The sequence below is a fragment of the Hoeflea sp. BAL378 genome (genome assembly GCF_000759435.1).
Classification (GTDB): Bacteria; Pseudomonadota; Alphaproteobacteria; order Rhizobiales; family Rhizobiaceae; genus Hoeflea.
On record NZ_JRJG01000045.1, the window covers coordinates 1 to 23,094 of the forward strand.

At 67.4% G+C, this 23,094-nt stretch carries 23 protein-coding genes; 16 read left to right on the forward strand and 7 right to left on the reverse strand.

From position 1 onward, the window contains the following. Positions 1-185: 185 nt before the first annotated feature. The 9 genes from LL06_RS12035 (at position 186) to LL06_RS12075 (ending at position 10,185) form a co-directional block, all read left to right on the forward strand. Complete coding sequence (locus LL06_RS12035; protein WP_244447112.1) at positions 186-1,532, forward strand: sugar ABC transporter substrate-binding protein; 1,347 nt, start codon at positions 186-188, stop codon at positions 1,530-1,532. Positions 1,533-1,723: 191 nt separating this feature from the next. Further along, the gene (locus tag LL06_RS12040; protein WP_035526873.1) at positions 1,724-2,950 is read left to right on the forward strand and encodes a mandelate racemase/muconate lactonizing enzyme family protein; all 1,227 of its coding nucleotides are present in this window, start codon (positions 1,724-1,726) and stop codon (positions 2,948-2,950) included. Between the two features lie 42 nt (positions 2,951-2,992). Next, on the forward strand, positions 2,993-4,591 hold the full coding sequence (locus LL06_RS12045) for a GMC family oxidoreductase (protein WP_035526802.1): 1,599 nt from the start codon (positions 2,993-2,995) through the stop codon (positions 4,589-4,591). A 7-nt stretch (positions 4,592-4,598) separates the two neighbouring features. Beyond that, complete coding sequence (locus LL06_RS12050) at positions 4,599-5,060, forward strand: hypothetical protein (protein ID WP_035526805.1); 462 nt, start codon at positions 4,599-4,601, stop codon at positions 5,058-5,060. A 15-nt stretch (positions 5,061-5,075) separates the two neighbouring features. Continuing rightward, entirely contained in the window at positions 5,076-6,005 is a 930-nt protein-coding gene (locus LL06_RS12055; RefSeq protein WP_035526808.1) for a sugar ABC transporter permease, read from the forward strand. Beyond that, entirely contained in the window at positions 6,002-6,862 is an 861-nt protein-coding gene (locus LL06_RS12060; protein ID WP_035526812.1) for a carbohydrate ABC transporter permease, read from the forward strand. The genes LL06_RS12055 and LL06_RS12060 overlap by 4 nt, the downstream gene beginning before the upstream one ends. A 41-nt stretch (positions 6,863-6,903) precedes the next feature. Further along, entirely contained in the window at positions 6,904-7,569 is a 666-nt protein-coding gene (locus tag LL06_RS12065; RefSeq protein ID WP_035526815.1) for a GntR family transcriptional regulator, read from the forward strand. A 70-nt stretch (positions 7,570-7,639) separates the two neighbouring features. After that, positions 7,640-8,713: a sn-glycerol-3-phosphate ABC transporter ATP-binding protein UgpC gene (gene ugpC, locus LL06_RS12070; protein ID WP_035526817.1), complete on the forward strand. Its 1,074-nt coding sequence runs from the start codon at positions 7,640-7,642 to the stop codon at positions 8,711-8,713. A 41-nt stretch (positions 8,714-8,754) separates the two neighbouring features. Next, positions 8,755-10,185: an aldehyde dehydrogenase family protein gene (locus tag LL06_RS12075; RefSeq protein WP_035526821.1), complete on the forward strand. Its 1,431-nt coding sequence runs from the start codon at positions 8,755-8,757 to the stop codon at positions 10,183-10,185. Between the two features lie 37 nt (positions 10,186-10,222). On the opposite strand, the gene LL06_RS12080 is transcribed toward LL06_RS12075, so the two are convergent. The 6 genes from LL06_RS12080 to LL06_RS12105 are packed head-to-tail and all read right to left on the reverse strand — an operon-like array spanning position 10,223 to position 15,427. After that, positions 10,223-11,305, reverse strand: a complete 1,083-nt coding sequence (locus LL06_RS12080) for a TonB family protein (protein ID WP_052161471.1) — start codon at positions 11,303-11,305, stop codon at positions 10,223-10,225. Next, positions 11,302-11,709 (reverse strand): biopolymer transporter ExbD, encoded by a 408-nt coding sequence (locus tag LL06_RS12085; protein WP_035526824.1) that lies wholly within the window; start codon positions 11,707-11,709, stop codon positions 11,302-11,304. The genes LL06_RS12080 and LL06_RS12085 overlap by 4 nt, the downstream gene beginning before the upstream one ends. Continuing rightward, entirely contained in the window at positions 11,706-12,092 is a 387-nt protein-coding gene (locus tag LL06_RS12090; RefSeq protein ID WP_035526827.1) for a biopolymer transporter ExbD, read from the reverse strand. The genes LL06_RS12085 and LL06_RS12090 overlap by 4 nt, the downstream gene beginning before the upstream one ends. Continuing rightward, positions 12,082-12,777, reverse strand: coding sequence for a MotA/TolQ/ExbB proton channel family protein (locus tag LL06_RS12095; RefSeq protein WP_035526830.1), 696 nt, complete (start codon positions 12,775-12,777; stop codon positions 12,082-12,084). Before LL06_RS12095 ends, LL06_RS12090 begins: the two co-directional genes overlap by 11 nt. 17 nt (positions 12,778-12,794) lie before the next feature. Then, positions 12,795-13,238, reverse strand: coding sequence for a hypothetical protein (locus tag LL06_RS12100; protein WP_152599579.1), 444 nt, complete (start codon positions 13,236-13,238; stop codon positions 12,795-12,797). Next, a complete protein-coding gene (locus LL06_RS12105) occupies positions 13,235-15,427 on the reverse strand; it encodes a TonB-dependent hemoglobin/transferrin/lactoferrin family receptor (RefSeq protein ID WP_035526833.1) in 2,193 nt (730 codons plus the stop codon). The genes LL06_RS12100 and LL06_RS12105 overlap by 4 nt, the downstream gene beginning before the upstream one ends. A 206-nt stretch (positions 15,428-15,633) precedes the next feature. On the opposite strand from LL06_RS12105, the gene LL06_RS28220 reads away from it, so the two are divergent. From LL06_RS28220 to LL06_RS12135, 6 genes are all read left to right on the forward strand, one after another. Beyond that, positions 15,634-15,846, forward strand: coding sequence for a hemin uptake protein HemP (locus LL06_RS28220; RefSeq protein WP_035526836.1), 213 nt, complete (start codon positions 15,634-15,636; stop codon positions 15,844-15,846). Between the two features lie 11 nt (positions 15,847-15,857). After that, positions 15,858-16,910: a hemin-degrading factor gene (locus LL06_RS12115; protein WP_035526839.1), complete on the forward strand. Its 1,053-nt coding sequence runs from the start codon at positions 15,858-15,860 to the stop codon at positions 16,908-16,910. Further along, complete coding sequence (locus LL06_RS12120) at positions 16,907-17,803, forward strand: ABC transporter substrate-binding protein (protein ID WP_035526843.1); 897 nt, start codon at positions 16,907-16,909, stop codon at positions 17,801-17,803. Before LL06_RS12115 ends, LL06_RS12120 begins: the two co-directional genes overlap by 4 nt. 2 nt (positions 17,804-17,805) lie before the next feature. Further along, positions 17,806-18,906, forward strand: coding sequence for an iron ABC transporter permease (locus tag LL06_RS12125; RefSeq protein WP_035526846.1), 1,101 nt, complete (start codon positions 17,806-17,808; stop codon positions 18,904-18,906). 11 nt (positions 18,907-18,917) lie between these two features. Continuing rightward, positions 18,918-19,724: a heme ABC transporter ATP-binding protein gene (locus tag LL06_RS12130; protein WP_035526850.1), complete on the forward strand. Its 807-nt coding sequence runs from the start codon at positions 18,918-18,920 to the stop codon at positions 19,722-19,724. A 265-nt stretch (positions 19,725-19,989) separates the two neighbouring features. Continuing rightward, entirely contained in the window at positions 19,990-21,867 is a 1,878-nt protein-coding gene (locus tag LL06_RS12135) for a heavy metal translocating P-type ATPase (protein ID WP_035526852.1), read from the forward strand. Between the two features lie 31 nt (positions 21,868-21,898). Here the strand turns inward: LL06_RS12135 and LL06_RS12140 are convergent, their stop codons facing one another. Next, a complete protein-coding gene (locus LL06_RS12140; RefSeq protein WP_035526855.1) occupies positions 21,899-22,513 on the reverse strand; it encodes an NAD(P)H-dependent oxidoreductase in 615 nt (204 codons plus the stop codon). Between the two features lie 237 nt (positions 22,514-22,750). Here LL06_RS12140 and LL06_RS12145 point away from each other — a divergent pair, with 237 nt between their 5' ends. After that, positions 22,751-22,999 (forward strand): glycine zipper domain-containing protein, encoded by a 249-nt coding sequence (locus LL06_RS12145; RefSeq protein ID WP_035526882.1) that lies wholly within the window; start codon positions 22,751-22,753, stop codon positions 22,997-22,999. The last annotated feature ends 95 nt before the right edge of the window (positions 23,000-23,094 follow it).

Consider the following 23,094-nt stretch of genomic DNA (forward strand, 5'->3'; position numbering starts at 1 on the left):
CCCCCCCCCCAGAAACGTGCCTGATTCGCTCTCAAATCCGCAGATTCGGCGGGGTCCGGGAGAGGGCGGTTCATGACATCGCGAATTCGTCGGCAAGTGCTGTTGACAGCGGGTCGATTCGTTTTCTATATTCTATACAATGTAGAATATGCAGCACGACCAAGGAGGATGATATCGTGACAAGCATGGACAAGAGGACGATTGCGGGGCGCAGACGCGTGCTTGCGGGGATGGCCGGATCCCTGATTCTGGCGACGATGCCGTGGGCCTCGGCCTGGGCGGAAGACGGCCTGGGAACCGCCGACGCTCCCGTTGAAGTCCGGATCATGGCCAACGAAGCCTTCGCCAACTCGTGGCAGACCCTGCTCGTGCCGGAGTTCAACAAGGTGTATCCCAACATCCACGTCACCTTCGACGGCGTGCCCTACACCGAGTTGCTGGCCAAGATGATGCTCGACGCCACCAGCCCGCAGCCCGAATACGACGTGCTCCTGGTCGATGATCCGTGGGTGCCGCAGCTCGCCGAAATCGGCGCTCTTGCGGACCTCAAGGGAGAGAAGATCGCCGCCCTGACGAGCGCGGACTACGACTGGGACGACTTCAACGCCGCGCCGCTGGCGGCCGGCGAATGGAACGGCGTCCAGTATGCGGTTCCGGTCCGCTCCAACATGCTGCTGCGGTTCTACAACCGTTCGCTCTACAAGGCCGCGGGCCTGCCCGAGCCGACGCCGGCGCAGACCTGGGACGAGTTCTTCAGCGACGCCGAGAAGCTGGTGCGCGACACCAATGGCGACGGCAAGGCCGACGTCTGGGCGGTTGACACCTATTTCGTCCGCGAGCCGCTGACGCCGACGATCTGGCAGTCGATCCTCAACGCCAATGGCGGCAGCCTGCTCGATGACGCCGGCGCGCCCGCCTTTGCCAACGAAATCGGCGCCAAGTCGCTCGAAACCCACAAGCGCCTGCTGGACTACGCGCCGCCCGGCGCCCTCGGCCACGGCTTCTCCGATTCCCTGCAGGCTTTCCGCCAGGGTCTCGTGGCCAACCTGTTCAACTGGGGCAGCGTCTACAAGTCGACGGCGGTCGATCCCAAGTCGACGACCCTGACCGTCGACGAAGTCGGCATCCAGGTCCTGCCGGTGGGCGACGCCCGGGCAGGCTCGCACCGCGGCATCTGGATCGCCGGCATCGGCAGCAAGACCGAGCACGTCGAGGCGTCCTGGGCCTTCCTGCAGTGGCTCACCTCCAAGCAGGGCGAGAGCGTCAACGCCACGCTGGCCGGCTCGTTCCCGGCGCGCAAGTCGACACTCACCGGCACGCCGGCAGAACCCTGGCTGGGACCGGTCTACCAGACCCTGCAGAATGCCTATGAGGTGGCGGCCGAAGGCGGCATGTGGCGCATCCGCAGCGCCAAATCCGACGCGGCCCAGCAGATCCTCGCCGACGAGATCGCCCGCGGCCTGGCCGGACAGGCGAGCGCCGAGGAAGCCCTTTCCACGGCGTCTGAAAAGATCGCCAAGGTCCTCAAATAGACCGGCCCACGCACTCCGGCATGGGCGCCCCGCGCGCCCATGCCACCCTTCCCGCGGGCCTCCGCGGGGAAGCCTTCCGATTTTCAAACAACCGGCGACGACGCAGGACCGGGGCGCGACAGCGTCACGTGCATCAGGCGACGAATGCCTCTGGGCGGATTGACCGAGCCCGTTCTTGATTGGGGACTATGATGCCGACGAAAGCCATTGTCAGTGAGGTGAAGACGCTCTCCTGCAGCAATTCCTGGCGCAACTATTATTTCCTGAAGATCACCACCGAGGATGGCATCGTCGGCTGGAGCGAATTCGACGAGAATTTCGGCTCGCCCGGCGTCTGCGCCGTCATCAACGAACTGGCCCATCGCCTGATCGGCCAGAGCGCGATGTACCACGAGCATGTCCGGGAAGACCTGCGCAATGTGACCCGGCCGGGTTCCGGCGGGGTGGTGGGCCAGGCGCTGGGCGCGATCGAGAACGCGCTTCTCGACGTCAAGGCAAAGGCCCTCGACGTGCCCTGCCACGTGCTGCTCGGCGGCAAGGTCCGCGACCAAATCAGGGTCTACTGGTCGCATTGCGTCTCCTACCGCACGCGCACCGAACATTTCACCCCCGGCATCGTCGATGCCGACGGCGTCCGCCAGATCGCCCGCGAAGTCGGCGAAAAGGGCTTCACCGCGCTCAAGACCAACATCTTCCACTATGACGAAGAGGATCGCATCGAGGGCTGGTCCCCGGGCTTCAGCCGCCCGCACGAGCCCGGCCGCAATGTCGAGCGCAAGACCCGCAGGGACCTGCGCAAGCACCTCGAGATCATGCGCGAGGCGGCGGGCCCGGACATCGACATCCTGCTCGACCTCAATTTCAACGGCAAGACCGAGGGTTTCCTGAGCATGCTGCGCGAGATCGAGGATCTCGACATCTTCTGGGCCGAGATCGACACGCTCGATCCGAAAGCGCTCGCTTACATTCGCTCGCAGAGCCGGCACCCGATCTCCTCCTGCGAAACGCTGATCGGACTGCAGCAGTTCCTACCCTTCTTCCGCGAGCAGGCGGTGGATGTCGCCATCATCGACACGCCGTGGAACGGGGTATGGCAGTCGCTCAAGATCGCCGCCGCCGCGGAAGCCTATGAGGTCAACGTCGCCAGCCACAATTTCTATGGCCACCTGTGCACGATGATGAACGCGCATTTCAGCGCTGTCGTGCCCAACATGCGGATCATGGAGATCGACATCGACCGCATTGCCTGGGACACGGAAATCTTCACCCATGTTCCCGACATCAGGGACGGTCATCTGATCGTGCCGGACCGGCCCGGCTGGGGCACCGAGCCGATCGAGGCCGCCCTTGCGAAATATCCGCCGCTGCCCACCGTCGGCATGCCCAAGCGGGTTTCGATCCCCCGTCTTTCGCTGTAGCGGTGGGATGGCGCCGCGCGGCCGCAAGCAGGGAACAAGGCAATGAATGAACCTGTCGACGTCCTCATCATCGGAGCCGGTGCATCCGGCGCGGCGGTGGCCTGGAGCCTCGCCGACACCAGGATGCGCATCCTCTGCCTCGAGCAGGGGGATTGGACCAGGCCGTCCGATGTCCCCAGCACCGGCAGGGACTGGGAAGCCCGCACGCTGGAGGACTTCGCCATCAGTCCCAACCGCCGGGGCCTGGCCGCGGACTATCCCGTCAATGACGACGATTCGCCGATCAAGATCGCCAATTACAACGGTGTCGGCGGCGGCACGGTTTTCTACGCCGCCCATTTTCCGCGGCTGCATCCCTCCGACTTCCGCGTCCGCAGCCTCGACGGGGTCGCCGACGACTGGCCGATCAGCTACGAGACGCTCGAGCCGTTCTACGCATTGAATGACCGCATGATGGGGGTCTCCAGCCTCGCCGGGGACCCTGCCTATCCTCCCAAGCCGTCCATCATGCCGCCGATTCCGCTGGGCCGGACCGGCGAGAAACTCGGCGCCGCGCTCAACGGTCTGGGCTGGCACTGGTGGCCGTCCGATGCGGCCATCGCCACGGAAGCCTATGAGGGGCGCGCGCCCTGCATCAACCTGGGCCAATGCGGCTCGGGCTGCGCCCAGGGCGCCAAGGGCAGCACCGACGTGACCTACTGGCCCGAGGCGCTCCGCGCCCGCGTCGAGCTGCGCACCCGCTGCCGCGTCAGCCGCATCGAAACCAACCAGGCCGGCATGGCGACCGGCGTTCACTATTTCGACGCCCACGGAACCGAGCGGTTCCAACCCGCCGAAATCGTCATCCTCGCCTCGAACGGCATCGGCACGCCGCGCCTCCTGCTCAATTCGGCCTCCGATCGCTTTCCCGACGGCCTGGCCAATTCCAGCGGGCTGGTCGGCAAGAACCTGATGCTTCACCCCTACGCCCAGATCCGGGGCCATTTCGACGAGCCGCTCGACGGCTATCGCGGACCGCCGATCTGCACCTGGAGCATGGAGTTCTACGAGACCGATCGGACACGCGACTTCGTGCGCGGATACTGCTTCCAGTTCTCCCGCGGCCTGGGTCCCGCCCGCGCGGCGATCAACGGCATGGCCGACGGGTTGATCCCCTGGGGGCAAGGGCATCACGAGGCGTTCCGGCGGTTGTTCAACCACAGCGCCGGGATGGTCTCGGTCTGCGAGGATCTGCCCGAGGAGACCAACTGCGTGACGCTCGACCCGGGTCTGCGCGATTCCGATGGAATTCCGGCCGCCAAGATCCGCTACCGGCTGTCCGAGAATTCCCGCCGGATGCTCGATCATTCGGTCGCCCGCGGCATCGACATCCTCAAGGCCGCCGGCGCGCGCGACATCACCAGCAAGGCGCCGCTGTCCTATGCCGGCTGGCACCTGATGGGAACGGCGCGCATGGGCCGGGATCCGGAGCGATCGGTGGTCAACGAATGGGGCCGCAGCCACGATGTGAAAAACCTGTTCATCGTCGACGGCAGCGTTTTCGTCACCTCCGGCGGCGTCAACCCGACCTCGACCATCCAGGCCTTTGCGCTCTATGTCGCCGACCAGATCAAATCCCGAATCTACGACCTTTTCGAGTGAGATCGCGATGACCACAGCCGAACCCGGACCCGTCGATTTCTCGGACCTTGAGCGGGAGACGTTGCGCTGTGTCCTGCGCCACATGATTCCGGCCAGCGCCGAGCTTGGCGTTCCGGGCGCGGATGATCCGCTCATTTTCGCCGACATCCTGCGCTCGATCCAGCGCGACCGGTGGAGGGTGGGCGACGCGTTGCGCGTCATCGACGCGCTCTGCGGCGGCGGCCTCGCCGGCCTGGCCGATTCCGACCAGGAAAAATGCCTATCCGAATTCCGGGCCCTGCATCCCGGTCTTTCCGGCATTCTCGAATCCGCGGCCGCGCGCTGCTACTACCGCGACGACCGCGTCATGGCCTCGATCGGGATGGAGGCACGCCCGCCCTTTCCGCTCGGCTACCAGGTCGACCAGGGCGACTGGTCGCTGCTCGACCCGGTGCGGGCGCGCGGCAGGATCTATCGTGATGCAAGCTAGAATGGAGGGGAAACCATGAGCACCGACACTGAGAAGGCGACCGGGCAGACGTCCCCCTTGCGCCGCCGCGGGCGCACGACCGACCTGATGGTGCGCTGGTCGTTCATGTTCCCGGCGATTCTGCTGCTTGTCACCATGCTGGCCTATCCGATCTTCTACACGATCGACATCAGCTTCTCCCGGTTCGACATCGCCACTTTCGGCGCCGCCGAATGGGTGGGATGGGACAATTACCGCGAGGTGATGAGCGACTACCGCTTCTGGGAATCGCTCAGGGTGACGATGATCTACCTGGTCATCGCCCTGCCGCTGCAGGTCGTACTGGGCTTCGCCATCGCCTATCTGATCAATGTCGAATGGGCCGGCCGCGGCGTCATCCGGGCGCTGTTCATCATCCCGATGGTGGTCGCCCCCGTCGTCGCCGGCGGCATGTGGCGCATGATCCTCGATCCGCTGTGGGGCATCATGAACTACTGGCTGGGCTTCATCGGCGTCGGCCCGATGGACTGGTTCGGCGATCCCACCCTCGCCATGGCGGCGATCATCATCATCGACACCTGGCGCTGGACCCCGTTCATCGTGCTCATTGCCACGGCCGCCCTGCTGGCGCTGCCCAAGGATGTCTTCGAGGCCGCCCGGATCGACGGCGCCAATTGGTGGTCGACCCTGTGGTCCGTCGCGGTGCCGCTTCTGGTTCCGGTCATCGCCGCGACCTTCGTCATCCGCTGGCTCGGCGCGGTCAAGATGTTCGACATCGTCTTGGCGGCGACCTATGGCGGGCCGGGCAAGGCCACCAATGTCATCAACCTGTTCATCTACGAGGAGGCGTTCCGCTCCCTGCGGTTCGCGGAATCCGCCGCCATGGCCGTCATCGTGCTGGTCCTGACCATGGTGCTCACCGGCCTGTTCCTTCGCGCCAGCCGCAAACTGGAGGAACTGTTTTGAGCTCTCCCGCCGTCTCCCTGCCGCGCCGGTCGCGCAGCTCGCTCGCCACCCGGCTCAGGATCGCCGGCGGCATCCTCGTCAGCGTGATCTTCCTGTTTCCGATCTACTGGATGATCCTGACCTCGTTCAAGGACCAGGTGGACATCTTCACCACCCCGCCGAAGTTCTTCTTTACCCCGACGCTGGCGGCCTATGTCGAGTACATGAAGCGGGCCGACATCGTGAACCGCCTGGTCAACACCATCATCGTCGCCGCGGGGGCGGGGCTGCTGTCGATCGTGGTGGGGACCATGGCCGGCTATGCGCTGGCCCGGGTCCGGCTGCGGGGAGCGGCGACATTCGGCGTGGTCATCCTGCTGTCGCGGGGCGTCCCGCCGATCGCGCTCGCCGTGCCGATGTTCCTGGTCGCGCGCAAGCTCGGCCTGATCGACAAGCACATCACCCTGATCCTCGCCTACAGCACCTTCCTCATTCCCTATGTGATGTGGCTGATGCGCAGCTTCTTCATGTCGCTGCCGCGCGAGCTCGAGGAATCGGCGATGATCGACGGATGCTCGCGCTACGGCGCCTTCTTCAAGATCATCGTGCCGATTTCCCTGCCGGGCCTGCTGTCGACGCTGATCTTCTCGATGATCCTGGCCTGGGAGGAACTGCTGTTCGCGCTGGTCCTGACCAGCCGGCACGCGTCGACCATCCCCGTGGCCATCGCCGGGATCGCCGGCGACACTGTCAACGGCGCGAACTGGGCCGCCCTGACCGCGGTGGGCACAATTACCGTGATACCCGTCGTGGTGTTTGCACTTCTGGTTCAGAAGTGGCTGATTAAGGGCTTGGCTGAGGGAGCGACCAAGGGATAGACACCCCGCCTGTCCCATTTTAACCGAAACTGGACCGATCGATGGCTAATTCCAACACGTACATGACGAAGGCGGAACTCGCGCGCCGCCACATTCAGTCGATGATACTGACCGGCACCGTCGGACCCGGGGACCGGATCACGACGCGGGAGGTCTCGACCGCGCTCGGCATCAGCGAGACGCCGATCCGCGAGGCGATCCGGGGCCTGGCGTCGGAAGGCTGGCTTGAGGTGCAAAACCATATCGGCGCGGTCGTGCAGGGGCTGAAGGCCGACCAGATCCGCGAAATCAGCGCGCTGCGGGGTCTCGTCTGCGGCCTGGCGATCGAGCTGGGCGCGCGGAACTTCGACGCCCGGCGCCTCGACCAGATCGACGCCAACATCGAGGACTATGCAAGGGCGCTGAGCGAGAAGGATTACCAGCGCGTGGCGGACAAGAACTACGAGTTCCACGAGCTGCTGTGCGACAATCCGCAATCGCCCGCCTGCCACCGCCTGATCGAAAACATGCACGGCCAGATGTCCGCCCAGCGCCACGGCATTCCGCCGCAGCACACCCGCCTCGGCGATGCGTTGGAGGAACACAAGCGCATCCGCGACATGCTGCGGGCGGGAGATTTCTCCGGAGCGGCGGACATGGTCAAGCGGCACGAGAAGAACACCGGAGATTTCCTGATCGAAATGATCAGCCAGATGCCGGACGCATGAATCGAGGGCCGGCCTCAGGGGCCAGCCTGAAGTCCGCGCTCCAGCGGACGATACACGGGAGGAGTTTTCAATGGGTACTGTGCAAATCCGCGACGTGCGCAAGTCATACGGCGCGCTCGAGGTGCTTCACGGCGTGTCGATCGACATCGAGGATGGCGAGTTCGTCGCCCTCGTCGGGCCTTCGGGATGCGGAAAGTCGACGCTTTTGCGCATGATCGCCGGGCTCGAGGACATCACCGGCGGCGACATCCTGATCGGCGACCGCGTGGTCAACGATGTCGCGCCCAAGGACCGCGACATCGCCATGGTGTTCCAGAACTACGCGCTCTATCCGCACAAGAATGTCCGCGACAACATGGGCTTCGCGCTGCGCCAGCGCCGTGTCTCCAGAAGCGAGATCCAAAGGCGCGTCGATGACGCGGCGCGGATCCTCGGGCTCGAGCCGCTTCTCGATCGCAAGCCGCGGCAATTGTCCGGCGGCCAGCGCCAGCGCGTCGCCATGGGCCGGGCGATCGTGCGCGATCCCAATGTCTTCCTGTTCGACGAACCGCTGTCCAACCTCGACGCCAAGCTCCGCGTCCAGATGCGCTCCGAGATCAAGGAACTGCACCAGCGGCTCAAGACGACCACGGTCTACGTCACCCATGACCAGATCGAGGCGATGACCCTGGCCGACCGCGTCGTGGTGATGAACAGCGGCATCATCGAGCAGGTGGGGTCGCCGCTCGAGCTCTACGATCACCCGGCGAGCCTGTTCGTCGCCGCCTTCATCGGGTCTCCGCCGATGAACTTCCTCGAGGGCGACTTCCTCGACGCCACGACCTTCGCGCTTGCCGACGGCACCAGGCTCCGGCTGCCCACTGCCGATCCCAAGGGCCGGCAGCGCGCCACCATCGGCATCCGCCCCGAGCATTTCACCATTGCCGAGACCGGCTGGCCGGCGACGGTGTCTGTGGTCGAGCCGACGGGATCGGAGACCCAGATCACCTGCCGCCTCGCCGGCAAGGTCATTCGCGTGCTCATCCGCGGACGCACCGCGACGCGGCCGGGCGAAACCATCCACCTCGCGGTCGCCCCCGACCTCGTCCACTTCTTCGATGCCGCGCCGGTTCCGGCCGTGGCCGAGATGGAAGACGTGGCCTGACCCGGGTCTGGTCCGCCGGCCTCGGGACAAAGGAGCTCAAAGTGCGCGAACTGCAGACATTCTACATCGGCGGCCGGTGGCTGCCGTCCCGGTCCGCCCGGACCCATGCCATGGTCGATCCGTCGACCGAACAGGTGACCGGTTCGGTTTCGCTCGGCGACGCCGGCGATGTGGACGCCGCGGTCGCCGCCGCGCAGGCGGCCTTTCCCGGCTGGTCGGAAACGGACCCGGCAGAGCGCATGGCCCTGATTGGGCGCATGCAGGCCATCTACTCCGCGCGCAGCGAAGAGATGGCGAAGGCGATCTCCGACGAGATGGGGGCGCCGATGGAGCTGGCGCGAACGCGCCAGGCGCCCGCGCCCCTGCGCCACATGACCAACTTCCTCGAGGCGATGAAGCATGTCGAGCTCATCCGTCCGCTGGGCTCGCACGCGCCCGGCGACCGGATCCTGCTCGAGCCGATCGGCGTCGTCGGCTTGATCACGCCGTGGAACTGGCCGATGAGCCAGGTCGCGCTCAAGGTCGTTCCGGCGCTGCTCGCCGGCTGCGCCATGGTGCTCAAGCCGTCCGAATATGCGCCGCTGTCGTCGGCCCTCTTGGCCGAGATCATCGACGAGGCCGGCGCGCCCCCGGGCGTGTTCAACCTTGTCCACGGCGACGGCGCGACCGGCGCCCGGCTGGTGGAGCATCCGGAGGTGACGATGATCAGCTTCACCGGATCGACGCGGGCCGGCCAGAGCGTGCTTTTGGGCGCGGCCCCCGGCTTCAAGCGCGTGGCGCTCGAACTGGGCGGCAAGGGCGCCAATCTCGTCTTCGCCGATGCCGATGACCAGGCTGTGGAGCGCGGCGTGCGCCAGTGCTTCCTCAACAGCGGCCAGAGCTGCAACGCCCCGACCCGGATGCTGGTCGAACGCTCGGTCTACGCGCGGGCCGTGGAGCGGGCGCGCGCGGTGGCCGAGGAGACAACGGTCGGGCCGTCAGGCAGCGAAGGCGGCCATATCGGCCCGGTCGTCAATGCGCGGCAATACGCGCAAATCCAGGCGCTGATCGAGGCGGGGATCGGCGAAGGCGCGCGCCTCGTCGCCGGCGGCTGCGGCCGTCCCGCAGGCTTCAACAGCGGCTACTTCGTCAAGCCGACCGTCTTCGCCGATGTCGCCGGCCACATGCGCATCGCGCGCGAGGAGATCTTCGGGCCGGTGCTGTCGATCATGGCCTTCGAGGATGAGGAAGACGCGGTGCGGATCGCCAACGACACGCCCTATGGCCTGACCAACTATGTCCAGAGCGGCGACGGGGATCGCCGCAACCGCCTGGCGCGGCGGCTGCGCTCCGGGATGGTCGAGATGAACGGTCAGCCGCGCGGCGCCGGGTCTCCCTTCGGCGGGGTCCGCCATTCCGGCGGCGCCAGGGAAGGCGGGACATGGGGGCTCGAGGAGTTCATGGTCGTCAAGTCCGTGTCCGGCTGGGGCTGACCCGGGAGGGCTTCGCCTCGCTCTAAGCCGCCGCCGATTAGCGGGTGAAGCCCAGCGGCACCGAGAAGGGCCAGCTCGAGCGGCCGGCATCGGCCGGGATCGGCGGGAAGGGGGCCGCGCGGCGCACCGCGTCGGCGGCCGCGCCGTCGAGCACCGGCGAGCCCGAGCTCCGGGCGATGCGAATGCTGCTGACGCCGCCATTGCCGGTGACGACGAAGGAGACCACCACGTCGCCTCTGATCCCCTGCCGCCTGGCTTCGCGCGGATAGCGCAGCGACCGCCGGAGCTTGGACGCGATCTTGCCCGGATAGTTGGAGACCGCGGCGTTGCCGGCCGCGGCGCTGCGCTTGGCCGCCGCCGTTCCGCTCGAGGATCGGCTCGCCGTGGCGGCCTGCTTGCCGCCGTCGCCGGTCTTGGCCGGCTTGGACGCGGCGCGCCGGGTCTCGCGGTCGGCCTTGGCCTTCCTCGGCTCGGTCTTCGCCGCCTTCTTCGGGGCGGGAGCGGGGGGCTTGGGCTTGGCCGTCGCGGCCTGCGGCGGCTCGGGACGCGGCACCGGCAGCGGTATGGTGTCGGGAAGCGCCACGTCCGGGGCCGGTTCCGCGGCGGGCTCGATCTCGCGCGGCGGCGGCAGCGCCGCCAGTTCCTGGGACTGGGCCGGCAAAGCCTCGATCACCGGCGTGGCGTTAAGCGTTTCGGGCTGCGCAGTGCTCGTGGCATCGGGCCCGGCGAGCGCGAGCGCCGGCGCCGGCTCGACGGCAAGCGCTTGCTCCGGCGGAACCGGTCCGGTCTCGTGAGCGATGACCGTCTCCGACGGCAAATGGTCAGGCGCGACGGGCGCAACCGCGGTGTCGGCAACCTGCGCGTCCGTGTCCGTGGTTTCGACCGCCTCGGCCGCGACGGGCTGCGTCTCGGCGACGGCGTCGACGGGGTCCAGCACATCGCCCGGCTCTCCGGCCATCAGGCTGTCGTCGAAGGCGGTGCCGATTATGAGCTCGCTTGTCGCGGCGCCGCCGGCGATCTCGCCCTCGGGCTCAGGCTCGATGAAGATCGCAGCCGCGGCCACGTGCACGGCGAGCGAGAAGGTCATGGCGGTCAGGAGCTGGGCGCGGCGGAGTTTCATTCCCGCCCCCGCTCGACGAGGAGAACGATCCCGTCGACGCCGGCCCTGCGCAGCTCGTCGAGCCTGTCGAGCAGGTCGACGGCCGGAAGCAGCCGGTCGGCGGCGATCCGGAGCGGGCGCGGTTCGGGAGCCCCGGCCTGCAGGCCCTGCCAGCGCAGGACGTGATCGGTGAGCGGCAGCGCTTCGCCGCGCCAGGTCAGGGTCCCGTCGGCGCGGATGAACAGCATGTCCGGCGGCGCGGCGGGATCGGTCGCCGCCAGGGTGATGAAATCGACGTCGCCGTCGGGCGCCGGCGCCAGCGTGCCGGCAACCAGGAAGAAGATCAGCATCAGGAAGACGACATTGATCAGCGCCACCGTGTTCTCGGGCTTGCGCGATGTCCGTGCCGGCGCGATCCGCATCATCTTTGCCGCCTCGCCACCGTCATCGGCATCTCCGACTTGCGGGCTTCGGCGATCGCCGCCACGAAATCCTGCGACGCGGCGTCCCCCTCGACGATGACCAGAAGCCGCTCGGCGCCGGCTTCCTTGAGGTCGGCGAGCCGTCCGTCGATCTCGGTGAGCGGTGAGACCATGCCGTTGAGCTTGAGCCCGTCGCGGGCGACGGACAGGATCACGTCCGGCCGCGAGGCCGGCCCCGCCGCGCCGCCGCCGCCCGCCACGGCGATCTCCGAATAGCGCGAGAAGGTGGAGGAGAGCATAAAGAACAGCAGCAGCAGGAAGATCACGTCGATCAGCGGCGTGAGCGAGAGCCGGGAATGGCGCCGGACGGGAAGATCAATGCGCAAGCTGCGGCTCCCCTGCCATGTCCCGGACCGGCGCCGCACCCGACAGCGGGGCGGCGCCCGACAGGATGTCGGCGGTGAGCGTCTGAATGGCGATGCGCTCGTTTTCGACCCTCGTCTCGAACCAGGTCAGGATCACCGAGACCGGCATGGCGACGGCGAGGCCCACCGCGGTCGTCAGCAGCGCCACCCAGATGCCGCCGGCAAGGATCGAGGGATCGACCGCGTTGCCCGCGGACTGCAGCTTCTTGAACGCCTCGATCATGCCGAGCACCGTTCCGAACAGCCCCATCAGCGGCGCCATCTGCGCCACGGCGTCGAGGAACCGGAAACCCGACTGCAACTCGTGCAGCCGCTCGGTCGCCAGCCGGGAGAGCCGTTCCTCGATGGCCGGCTTGTCGAGCCGCTTGTCCATCACCAGCGAGATCGCCTGCGCCACCGTCTCGGCAGCGGGGTTGCTGCCCCGCGACGCGAGATCATAGGCCTCGCGGGGACGGCCGGCGGCGAACAGGGACACCGCCTGTTCCGACCGGCGGCGCGAGCCGACGCCGGCCCGCGCGAACTGGAAGATCTTGAGCAGGATGACCGCCAGGCTCAGGATCGAGCCCACCAGCAGAATGGCCACCACCGGGCCGCCCAGATCCAGGAACGCGCCGATTTGCGCAACGATTGTATCGGTCAGGGGCATGGGCGAGCCTTTCGGGATCAGCGGCCGAAGTCGAGTGCGGCACGGTTGGCGGTGGTGAAATCTGCCTGGCAGCGGGGAAGATCGATGCTGTGCCCGGCGCAGCGCGCCACGGAGTTGATCAGAATGCGGGAGAGCTGTCCGCAGTCGGTCTCGGGCAGGTCGAAACGCCGCACCAGGGTCTTGCCCGCCGGCATGGCGCCGAAATCGATCACCGTCATCAGCCCGATCAGGCCGGCGGTGTCGAAGGTCACCAGCTCGAAGGCGGCTTCGTCCAGGCTCTCCTCGAACCCGTTCCTGGCCACCAGCGTGGCGCGGCAGGCCGGGCCGTTCTGTTCGAGGCGGTTGAGTTCGAGGGAAAGGCCGGCGGGCGCCGGCCCTTCCTGAGCCGCGGCCGGCGCCGACAGCAAAGCTGCCAGCGCCAGACCCGGGGTCATCAAGGGGACCAGGGTCCGCATGCTCACCACCCGAATTTCTTGGCGAGCGAGATCTTGAAGGTGCGGCCCTTGGCGTAGTCGTTGTTGAGGAATTCCTTGTAATTCTCGTCAAAGACGTTGTCGACGCCGATCTGGGTCTCCCATCCGGCGAACTGTCCCTCCTTCGGCGCCCAGCTCAGGTAGACGTCGTGGACATTGAAGGATTGCGAGAAGCGGCTGGTGCTGGCGCCGGGGCAGGTGACCGATGTCGCGGAATTGCGGCAGGAATCCTGCGGGCCGGCGACGATCCGGGACTTCAGGCCGAATTCGATATCCCGGTCCGGCAGGCGGCCGCCGACGGTGAAGGAGAATTCGTCCGGAGCGACCGTCGTCAGATGCTGGTCGTTGGTGGCGTTGCGCCCCAGCACATGGGAGTAGCCGGCCGAGGCGAAGACGTAGTCGGACTCATAGGCGACCTCCACCTCCACGCCGTGGATGCGGGCGCGGTCGATGTTGTAGTAGCCCTGCGTGTTGTTGAAGCCGGCAGCCAGGCCGGGCTTGAGGGCGATCAGGTCCTGGATCGTGTTGTGGAAATAGGTCGTCTTGAGCTGGACGCTGTCGCCGGGCCTGACCACGTCGTAGCCCGACAGTGCGAAGCCGCCTTCCCAGTTGTCCGATTTCTCCTTCTCCAGTCCGAAGCTCGGAAGGAAGACCGAGCGGCTCGACGTCGTCGAGAAGACCTCGTCGATGGTCGGAAAGCGCTCGGTGTGGGCGAAGGAGCCGAAGATGGCGACGGTGTCGTTGAACCGGTAATGCGCGGCGATCTTGGGCGAGACCGCGGTGTCCTCGAAATCTCCGTTCACGCCGGACGACGCGGTCGGCGATAGCCTACGGGTATCGAAGCGGATGCCAGGGATGAGCGTGAACTTCTGGTCCCAGACGAACTCGTTCTGGACGAAGATGCCGTTGCGCAGGTCGGTGCCTTCGGGGTGAAAGCCGATGCCGGAAGCGGCCGCCGGCCCGCTCAGGACGTCCGCCGTGCGGTCCTGGTGGGCGATCTGCCAGCCATAGGTGAGATAGTTCTTCCAGTTCTCGCCCTGGAATTCCGAGGTGTTCTCGATGTTGAACTGGACGGTCTGGTAGCCGTAGTCGGTATCGCAGAACAGCGCGCTGCTGGCGCAGGTGAGGCCGAACATGCGGTTGCCGGTGGCGTTGCGCTGCTCGGTCGACGTGTTCGAATACGAGGCCGAAACCTTCACGTCGATCCAGTCATTGTCCGAGAAGGGGTTCTCGTAGGACGCCACGATCGTATCGTCGACCACGTGCCGGTCGACATAGCCGAACATCGGCATGCCCATCGTCACGCTGTCGGAGCCCGATTGCGCGTAATCCTGCCGGTCGGCGTCGGAGTCCCAGCGCTGGTAGGAAAGCCGCGCGCGGCCCTCGTCGCCGACATTGGCGGTCGCCTTGGCGAGGCCCGACCAGGTGTCGAAGAAGGAGGAGCGGATCTCGGTGCCGTCGCCGGTGGTGTAGTTGTCGGCGGTGCGGTAGTTGCCGGTCAACAGGAATTCGGCATCCGGGCTCATGCGCTGCGCCAGCACGAAGGAGCTGAGCCAGCCCTTCTCATTGGACGAATAGCTGCCCTTCAGCCTGAGCGCGCCGTTCTTGCCGGGATCGATGAAATCGGAGGCGTCCTTGGTGGTGAAGTTGATCACGCCGCCGAGCGCGCCGGAGCCGTAGAGCGTCGAGGAGGCCGGCCCGCGCAGCACTTCGATGGACTTGTAGAGCTCGGGATCGGAGAAGAACCCGCCCATCCGGTACTGCTCGTAGAACTTGTTGACGCCGTCGACATTGACGATGATCCGGCCTTCCTCGCCGGCGTTCTCGGGGGCGCCGACGCCGCGGATGTTGAAGGTCTGGCCGAAGGCGCGGTCGGAGCCGGAGGTGTTGACGCCGGGAATGCGCTTGAGCACGTCGCCGACAAGGGTCGCCTGTTCGCGGTCGATGTCTTCCTGGCCGACGACCGTCACCGCCTGCGGCGTGTCGATGGCGACCTTCTCCTGGCCGGCGCCGACGACGAGCCGCTGCAGCGCCGTCGTGCCCGCTGTCTGCGTGGAAGACCCGGCGCCGGTCGCTTGTCCTGATGCCTCCTGGGCGCGGACATCCTGTCCGATCGCCACAACAAATAACGCGATCCCGCACATCAGATGCGCGCTGCGCCGCTTCGCCAAACCCATGACACTACTCCTGTTGAAAAACGTTGAGTGCTGGCTGGCGTCGGGCTTGCTGGCATTCGGGATATGAGTGAAAAAACATGATTTTTTGACTCAACTATTGTGTTCGATATAAAACATGATAATTCTTGTCAAGAAATAACGCACGACCACCAACCCTCGCCCAGCCAGCACGCCGCCAGCCCAGCGAGACGAGGGATTATCCCAGCATGAACACCATCAAGAGCCAGGCTGATCGCGACCAGGCATCATCGACTTCGCCGGTTTCGGCGCGGCCGACGGGGGCGCCGTTTGCGCCGCAGATACCGGTCTTTGACAGCAAGCAGCTTTTCGGCGCCTCCAGCGAGATAGGCATCATGCACCAGGGCTCCCTCTACCGGTTGAAGATCACGCGGCAAGGCAAATTGATTCTCAACAAGTAAGAGGCCCGGCAATGACACATGCACTCGACCCTGCGGCGATACGAGCGGCGCAGGCCGACAATCCGAAAATGCGCGCGCGCGATCTGGCAACCTCGCTCGGCATTGCCGAGGCGGACTATGTGGCTGCCTGGTGCGGCGAAGGCACGACCCGCCTCAAGATGGATTTCAATGCCATCTTCCCGGCGCTCGAAGCGCTGGGCGAGGTGATGGCGCTGACCCGCAACGAAAGCGCCGTCCACGAGAAGGTCGGCGTCTACGACAAGTTCTACGGCGGCAAGGTCGCCGCCATGATGCTGGGCGAGACCATCGACATGCGCATGTTCTCAAAGCACTGGGCGCATGCCTTCGCGGTGGATACGCGCGACGGCGACGCCGTTCGCCACAGCCTGCAGTTCTTTGACGCCCATGGCGAGGCGGTTCACAAGATCCATTCCAAGCCCGCCACCGACCTTGCCGCCTGGCGCGACCTGGTCGCCACCTTCGCCCATGAGGATCAATCCGCCTCCGTCGTGCTCGAAGCCAGGGGCCCGGCCGCCAGGCGTTCCGGCTCCGAGATTGCCCTCGACGAGCTGCGCGAGCGCTGGAGCCGCATGACCGACACCCACCAGTTCGTCTCGATCCTGAAGAAGCTCGACCTCGAGCGCATCGACGCCGTGCGCGGCGTGGGCCCCGATTTCGCCTGGCAGATCGACGCCACCTCGATTGCCGCGATGCTCAGGCTGTCGGCCAACGAGAAGCTGCCGATCATGTGCTTCGTCGGCAATCCCGGCTGCATCCAGATCCATTCCGGCCCGATCGACTCGATCAAGGAGATGGGGCCGTGGCTCAATGTCCTCGATCCCGGTTTCAACCTGCATCTGCGCCAGGACCACGTGAAAGAAGTCTGGGCCGTGCGCAAGCCGACCGACAAGGGCCACGTCACCTCGCTCGAAGCCTATGACGCGGCGGGCGATCTCATCGTCCAGTTCTTCGGCAAGCGCATCGAAGGCCAGGACGAGCGCGAGGGCTGGCGCATGATCATGGAGCAGTTGCCGCGCGTCCACGCCGAGCGGGCGATCGCATGAGCGCCGTGATGAGACCCGCCCGGCGCCTTCTGATCGGCGGCGCCATCGCCATCGCCGCCTTTGCCGGCGCGGCCCTGACCGCCGCGCCCGGCTTTGCCGAGGAACCCGACCGCATCGTCGTCATCGGCGGATCGCTCACCGAGATCGTCTATGCGCTGGGCGAGGAACACCGGCTGATCGCCCGCGACAGCACCAGTTCCTTCCCCCAAGCCGCCAACGACCTGCCCGATGTCGGCTACATCCGCCAGCTTTCGCCGGAAGGGGTGCTGTCGGTGGGTCCCGACATGATCCTCGCGCTCGAGGGCTTCGGTCCGCCGGAAGCGGCAAGCGTCATCTCGCAGGCGGGCATTCCGGTCGTGGTCGTGCCCGACGGCTTTGACAGCGACGCGATCCTGACCAAGATCCGCGTCACCGCCGAAGCGCTCGGCCGCGCTGAGGCGGGCGAAAAGCTGGCCGCGAAAGTCGGCGCCGATCTCAAGGCCGCCGAGGACGCCGCCGCCGGAATCAAGGACAAGCGCAGGGTGCTGTTCCTTCTCTCCGTGCAGGGCGGGCGCCTGATGGCAAGCGGCGGCAACACCCATGCCGACGGCATCATCACGCTTGCCGGCGGCGTCAACGCCCTGTCGGGCTTCGACGGCTACAAGGAGGTGTCCAACGAAGCCGTGATCGAGGCGGCGCCCGACCTGATCCTGCGCATGCGCGGCGGCCGAGATCCCTCCAGCGACGCCGAGGTGCTGGCCCATCCGACGGTCGCCGCCACGCCCGCCGGCAAGGCCGGCAGGGTGATCGGCATGGATGGTCTCTTCATCCTCGGCTACGGACCGCGCACCGCCGAGGCCGCGCGCGAGCTGGGCCAGGCGCTCTACGCCGACCTTCCGGCGGCCGGCAACTGAGCATGCTCCAGCGCATCGCCCAGAGACAGGCCGCAACGGCCTATCCACCCGCTCTCCAGGGCGACCGGTCCGCGCGCGCCCGTTTCGCCCTGGTCGTTCTGGCGGTGACGCTGGTCCTGACCATGGCGCTTGCCCTGCAGGTCGGCGCCTTCGACGCGCCGACGCTGCGCATTCTGATGGCCTGGGCCGGCCTGGACGACGGCCAGGGGCTCGCGGCAGTGGACCGGATCGTGATCCTCAGCATCCGCCTGCCGCGGGTGATCATGGGGGCCATGGTCGGCGCCGCGCTCGCGGTCTCCGGCGCGGTCATGCAGGGCCTGTTCCGCAATCCGCTGGCAGATCCCGGCATCGTCGGCGTCTCCGCCGGGGCGAGCCTGGGCGCGGTCGCCATCATCGTCCTGGGCGGCACGGTGCTGGCGCCCTATGCCGAGCTGACGGGAGCCAACGCGCTGCCCTTCGCGGCCTTTCTCGGCGGCCTCGCCTCGACCTACATCCTCTACTCCATCGCCACGCGCGAGCGCCGCACGTCGGTGGCGACCATGCTCCTCGCCGGCATCGCGCTCGGCGCCTTCGCGCTGGCGATGACCGGCCTCCTGATCTTCGTCGCCGACGATCTGCAGCTCCGCCAGATTTCCTTCTGGAGCCTGGGCTCGCTCGCCGGCGCCACCTGGGAGAAGGTGGTCTCGGTGATCCCGATCATCCTGCCGGCGCTGGCGGCGAGCGCCTATCTGGCGCGCGGGCTCAATGCGCTGGCCTTCGGCGAGGCCGCCGCGGTGCATATGGGCATCCCGCTGCAGACGGTGAAGAACACCGCCATCTTCGCCATCGCCGCGGCCACGGGCGCCGCCGTCGCCGTCTCGGGCGGCATCGGCTTTGTCGGCATCATCGTCCCGCATGTGCTGAGGCTGCTGATCGGCCCGGATCACCGCTACCTGCTTCCCGCCTCGGCGCTGCTCGGCGCGGTCTTCCTCCTCCTCGCCGATTGCGTGAGCCGGACCATCGTCCCGCCCGCCGAATTGCCGATCGGCATCGTCACCGCCGCCATCGGCGCGCCCTTCTTCCTGTGGATCCTGCTGCGCCGGCGCGGGATCATCGACCTGTGAGGACCGCCGCCATGGTTGAAGCCGAGAACCTCAGCATACGCTACGGACCCCACCTGATCCTGCGCGACATCGACTTTGCGGCCGAGGCGGGCTGCGTGAGCGTGATCGCGGGCCCCAACGGCTCGGGCAAGACCACGCTTCTGAAGGCGCTGTGCGGCGACCTGTCCTATGCGGGGACGATCCGCCTGAACGGCCGGAATATCCGCGGCCTCAAGCCCTACCAGATGGCCGCCCGCCGCGGCGTGCTCGCCCAGGAAACCACGCTGAGTTTCCCGTTCACGGTGGCCGAGGTGGTGCGCATCGGCATGTCCGCGCTCGCCGCCCGCCCCGACGATCGCGCTTTCCGCGACCGGCGCGTCTCCGAGGCCCTGGCGGCGGTCGATCTGCCGGGCTTCGCCGGCCGCTTCTACCAGGAACTCTCCGGCGGCGAGCGCCAGCGCGTGCAACTGGCGCGGGTCCTGTGCCAGATCTGGGAGCCGGTCGACGAGGATGGCCCGCGCTGGCTGTTCCTCGACGAGCCGGTGTCGAGCCTCGACATAAGGCACCAGATCGGGGTGATGGAGCTGGCGGCCGATTACGCGCGGCGCGGCGGCGGCGTCATCGCGGTCATGCACGATCTGAACCTGACGGCGATGTTCGCCGACCAGGTCACGCTGCTGTCGGGCGGCACCGTCGTCGCGGCGGGGACGCCCGACAGGGTCATGACCGACGCGGCGCTGTCTACGACCTTCGGCTGCCGGCTGCGCGTGGGCGTGAGGCCTTCCAACGATCTCTTCGTCCTGCCGCACTCCATGATGGCCCATTCCGCGACCTCCTGAGGGAGCGCGGGCCTGCGGTCGCGGATGACATCCCCCGAATACCCATCGCCAGTCCCGTGAAGATGCGGGCGACTTGATCCCGATCAAGTCGCCCGACGGCCATTGGGCGCACCTTGTGGCCATCGGTGGGGACCGTGCCGTTTGCGCTCGTTTCTCATCGACAGGAAGCCAACCCTATCGGGCACGGGCGCGACGACAGGCCGGACCCCTGTGGCGCGCGCCGGGGCGGAGGGGAGTATCGGGGAGTGCCCTTCGCGTGAATGCAATGTCCCATGACCGAATTAAGACCACCTTGCTGGCCATCGCCGCGCTCGGGCTGGCCGCGGGTCTCGCCCTCCTTGCGGCCGGGCTCCCGGTCCAGGCCGATCTGGTCTGGACGGCGGGCGTTGTCCCGGTCCTCGCCGCCCTGCTGATCGAGATCGTGCGCAGCCTTTCCAGGGGCGAGGTCGGGCTCGACATCGTCGCGGCCCTGTCGATGACCTCGGCGCTCGTCTTCGGCGAAACCCTGGCTGCTGCGGTGGTCGCGGTGATGTATTCGGGCGGCACGTTTCTCGAGAGCTTCGCCGAGGGCCGCGCCCGGCGCGAGATGAGCGATCTTCTCTCCCGCGTGCCCCGGACCGCGACGCGGCGCCGCAATGGCGCGCTCGACGAAGTCCCGCTCGACGACATCGCGCTGGGCGACCTTCTCCTGATCCGGCAGGGCGATGTGGCGCCGGTCGACGGCACGGTCGAAAGCGACCGGGCGATCCTCGACCAGTCGGCGCTGACGGGCGAATCGATGCCCGTGCGCCTGCTGCGCGGCCAGGAGGTGATGAGCGGCTCCACCAATGCGGGCGACGCCTTCGACCTGCGGGTCGCCCGGCGCGCCGCCGACAGCACCTATGCCGGCATCGTCCGGCTGGTGGAGGCCGCGCAGGCGTCCCGGGCGCCGATGGCGCGGCTCGCCGACCGCTGGTCGCTTTTGTTCCTGCTCGTCACCGTCGCCCTGGCGGCGGCGGCCTGGTGGCTCACCGGCGACCCGATCCGCGCGGTCGCGGTGCTGGTCGTGGCCACGCCCTGTCCGCTGATCCTGGCGGTGCCGGTGGCGCTGGTGGCGGGCCTGTCGCGGGCGGCGCATTTCGGCGTGCTGATCAAGGGCGCCAAACCGCTCGAGGCGCTGGCGCGCATCACCACGCTGATCCTCGACAAGACCGGCACGCTGACCGACGGCCGGCCGCAAATCGTGTCGATCGGCGTCCACGGGACCTGGTCCGAAGACGAGATCCTGTATTTCGCCGCGGCCCTCGACCAGGCGTCCAAGCACCCCATCGCCCAGGCGATCGTCGCAGCGGCGAGGGAGCGCGGCATGGTCCTGCCGGTCCCGGAAAACATGGTCGAGACAGCCGGCGAGGGCGTCGCCGGCACCATCGATGGACGAAACCTCCTGGTCGGCGGCGCAAAATTCGTGGCCTCGCAGCTCGGCACGACCGACATTGACGGCGCGGTGGCCGAGACCGGGTCGGTGGTCGTGTCGCTCGGCGTCGACGGCGTGCTCGCGGGTCATCTTGTCATGGCGGATGCGCTGCGGTCGGGCACGGCCGAGTTCCTGGCGGGCCTGCGGCGGCTGGGGGTGGGACGCATCCTGCTCGCCACCGGCGACCGCCGCGCGGTGGCCGATTCCATCACCGCCGGGCTGGGCCTCGATGCGGTGCGCAGCGAGCTGACGCCCGACCAGAAGGTGCTGCTGGTCCTCACCGAGCGCAAGAACGGTCCCGTGATGATGGTGGGCGACGGCGTCAACGACGCGCCGGCGCTTGCCGCAGCCGATGTCGGCGTGGCCATGGGCGCGCGCGGCGCGGCGGCGTCGGCGGAGGCGGCGGAGGTGGTGCTGCTGGTCGATCACCTCGACCGCCTGCTGCCCGGCATCGAGGTGGCCCAGCGCGCCCGCCGGATCGCGCTCGAAAGCGTCGCCGTCGGCATCGGCCTGTCGATCCTCGGCATGATCGCCGCCGCACTCGGCTATCTCACCCCGGTCGAGGGCGCGCTGCTGCAGGAACTGATCGACGTCGGCGTGATCCTGAACGCGCTGCGGGCGCTCAGGATCAATCCCAGGCTCGGCGCGGCCTCGGCCGAGCCGGAGGCGGCCGGCCACCGCCCCGCGTGAGGGCAGGGCGGTGGCCGTCGCGGCCCGTGGCCTATCTGGATCCGGGATAGGGGTCTCGCGCAAGCAGTCTCGCCAGATGCAACGCATTGGCGACCATCATGTCGATGGTGCTCTGGACCTTCTTCGGCGTTTCGGGCAGATCGATGAAATCCGTCGATTTCATCGCTTCGCCCACCCAGTAGGCGATGGCGTTGGGCGCAAGCGAGAACCCGACATCGTTGAGCGCCTGGTACAGTTCGGCCGAGACATGGTGCGCGCCGTCCTCGTTGCCGACGGCGGCGACCGCGGCGACGCGACCATAGGTCGGCATCCGGCCCCGATCGTCGGTTTCGCCCAGGAACGCGTCCATCCGCTCCAGCGCGCGCTTGCACACGCTCGACGGCTGCCCCAGCCAGATCGGGGTGCCCAGGATCAATATGTCGGCTGCGAGTATCTTCTCGCGGATCATCGGCCATTCGTCGCCGTCTCCCTCGCCCGAGGTCACGCCCGGCCAGATGTCGTAATCGGCAAGCGTCAGGATCTCGCAGTCGACATCTTCCTTTTTCATCGCCGCGGCGATGAGGTCGAGCATGTGGCCGGTCGACGATTTGCTCCGGTCGGGGCCGGACTTGAGCGTGGCGTTCAGTGCAATGGCTTTCATCTGCATCCTCCGGATCTGCGTCCTGCTGCTGTTTTCTGGCGGGGGCTTTGCGAGGAGCCGTAGGAGCGTGGTGGTCGTATCTGGCGCGCCCTGTCCCGGTTCCCGCTTTGAGGCCGCCCCGGGTTCACAACCATGCCCGTCCGGGTTTGTTCCCGGCCGGGGAGGCGGCGGCGGAGGAAAGTTTTTTGGAACTTCGGCGGCGCTGCGCGGTTACCCGCGTATCGACACAGAGGAGAGATGACGATGAAACATGTTTTGCTGGCAACCCTGCTGCTCGCACTCGGCGCCTGCACCGCGACTGAACGAGGAGCGGCCATCGGCGGCGTTTCCGGCGCTGCGATCGGCGGCGCCGTCAGCGGCGACATCCGGGGAGCCGCCGTGGGCGGCGCCGTGGGCACCGTGGCCGGCGCCCTGATCGGCCGGGCCAGCGAGCCGGGCCAGTGCTACTACCGCGACGGCAACGGTCGTCGCTACACCGCTGCCTGCCCCTGATACGGCCCGAACCCGTGACGCAGACCCGGCGCCTTCGGCGGGTCTGCGTTCGGTTTTCAGGCGCAGCGGAAGCCGCCAGGCAGGAGACCCTGCCT

Excerpts from the sequence above, each read along its gene's own strand:
- LL06_RS12035 (WP_244447112.1), top strand. The coding sequence starts at position 186 with ATGGACAAGAGGACGATTGCGGGGCGCAGACGCGTGCTTGCGGGGATG.
- LL06_RS12040 (WP_035526873.1), top strand. The coding sequence starts at position 1,724 with ATGCCGACGAAAGCCATTGTCAGTGAGGTGAAGACGCTCTCCTGCAGC.
- LL06_RS12045 (WP_035526802.1), top strand. The coding sequence starts at position 2,993 with ATGAATGAACCTGTCGACGTCCTCATCATCGGAGCCGGTGCATCCGGC.
- LL06_RS12050 (WP_035526805.1), top strand. The coding sequence starts at position 4,599 with ATGACCACAGCCGAACCCGGACCCGTCGATTTCTCGGACCTTGAGCGG.
- LL06_RS12055 (WP_035526808.1), top strand. The coding sequence starts at position 5,076 with ATGAGCACCGACACTGAGAAGGCGACCGGGCAGACGTCCCCCTTGCGC.
- LL06_RS12065 (WP_035526815.1), top strand. The coding sequence starts at position 6,904 with ATGGCTAATTCCAACACGTACATGACGAAGGCGGAACTCGCGCGCCGC.
- ugpC (WP_035526817.1), top strand. The coding sequence starts at position 7,640 with ATGGGTACTGTGCAAATCCGCGACGTGCGCAAGTCATACGGCGCGCTC.
- LL06_RS12080 (WP_052161471.1), bottom strand. The coding sequence starts at position 11,305 with ATGAAACTCCGCCGCGCCCAGCTCCTGACCGCCATGACCTTCTCGCTC.
- LL06_RS12085 (WP_035526824.1), bottom strand. The coding sequence starts at position 11,709 with ATGATGCGGATCGCGCCGGCACGGACATCGCGCAAGCCCGAGAACACG.
- LL06_RS12095 (WP_035526830.1), bottom strand. The coding sequence starts at position 12,777 with ATGCCCCTGACCGATACAATCGTTGCGCAAATCGGCGCGTTCCTGGAT.
- LL06_RS12105 (WP_035526833.1), bottom strand. The coding sequence starts at position 15,427 with ATGGGTTTGGCGAAGCGGCGCAGCGCGCATCTGATGTGCGGGATCGCG.
- LL06_RS28220 (WP_035526836.1), top strand. The coding sequence starts at position 15,634 with ATGAACACCATCAAGAGCCAGGCTGATCGCGACCAGGCATCATCGACT.
- LL06_RS12115 (WP_035526839.1), top strand. The coding sequence starts at position 15,858 with ATGACACATGCACTCGACCCTGCGGCGATACGAGCGGCGCAGGCCGAC.
- LL06_RS12120 (WP_035526843.1), top strand. The coding sequence starts at position 16,907 with ATGAGCGCCGTGATGAGACCCGCCCGGCGCCTTCTGATCGGCGGCGCC.
- LL06_RS12125 (WP_035526846.1), top strand. The coding sequence starts at position 17,806 with ATGCTCCAGCGCATCGCCCAGAGACAGGCCGCAACGGCCTATCCACCC.
- LL06_RS12130 (WP_035526850.1), top strand. The coding sequence starts at position 18,918 with ATGGTTGAAGCCGAGAACCTCAGCATACGCTACGGACCCCACCTGATC.
- LL06_RS12135 (WP_035526852.1), top strand. The coding sequence starts at position 19,990 with ATGTCCCATGACCGAATTAAGACCACCTTGCTGGCCATCGCCGCGCTC.
- LL06_RS12140 (WP_035526855.1), bottom strand. The coding sequence starts at position 22,513 with ATGCAGATGAAAGCCATTGCACTGAACGCCACGCTCAAGTCCGGCCCC.
- LL06_RS12145 (WP_035526882.1), top strand. The coding sequence starts at position 22,751 with ATGAAACATGTTTTGCTGGCAACCCTGCTGCTCGCACTCGGCGCCTGC.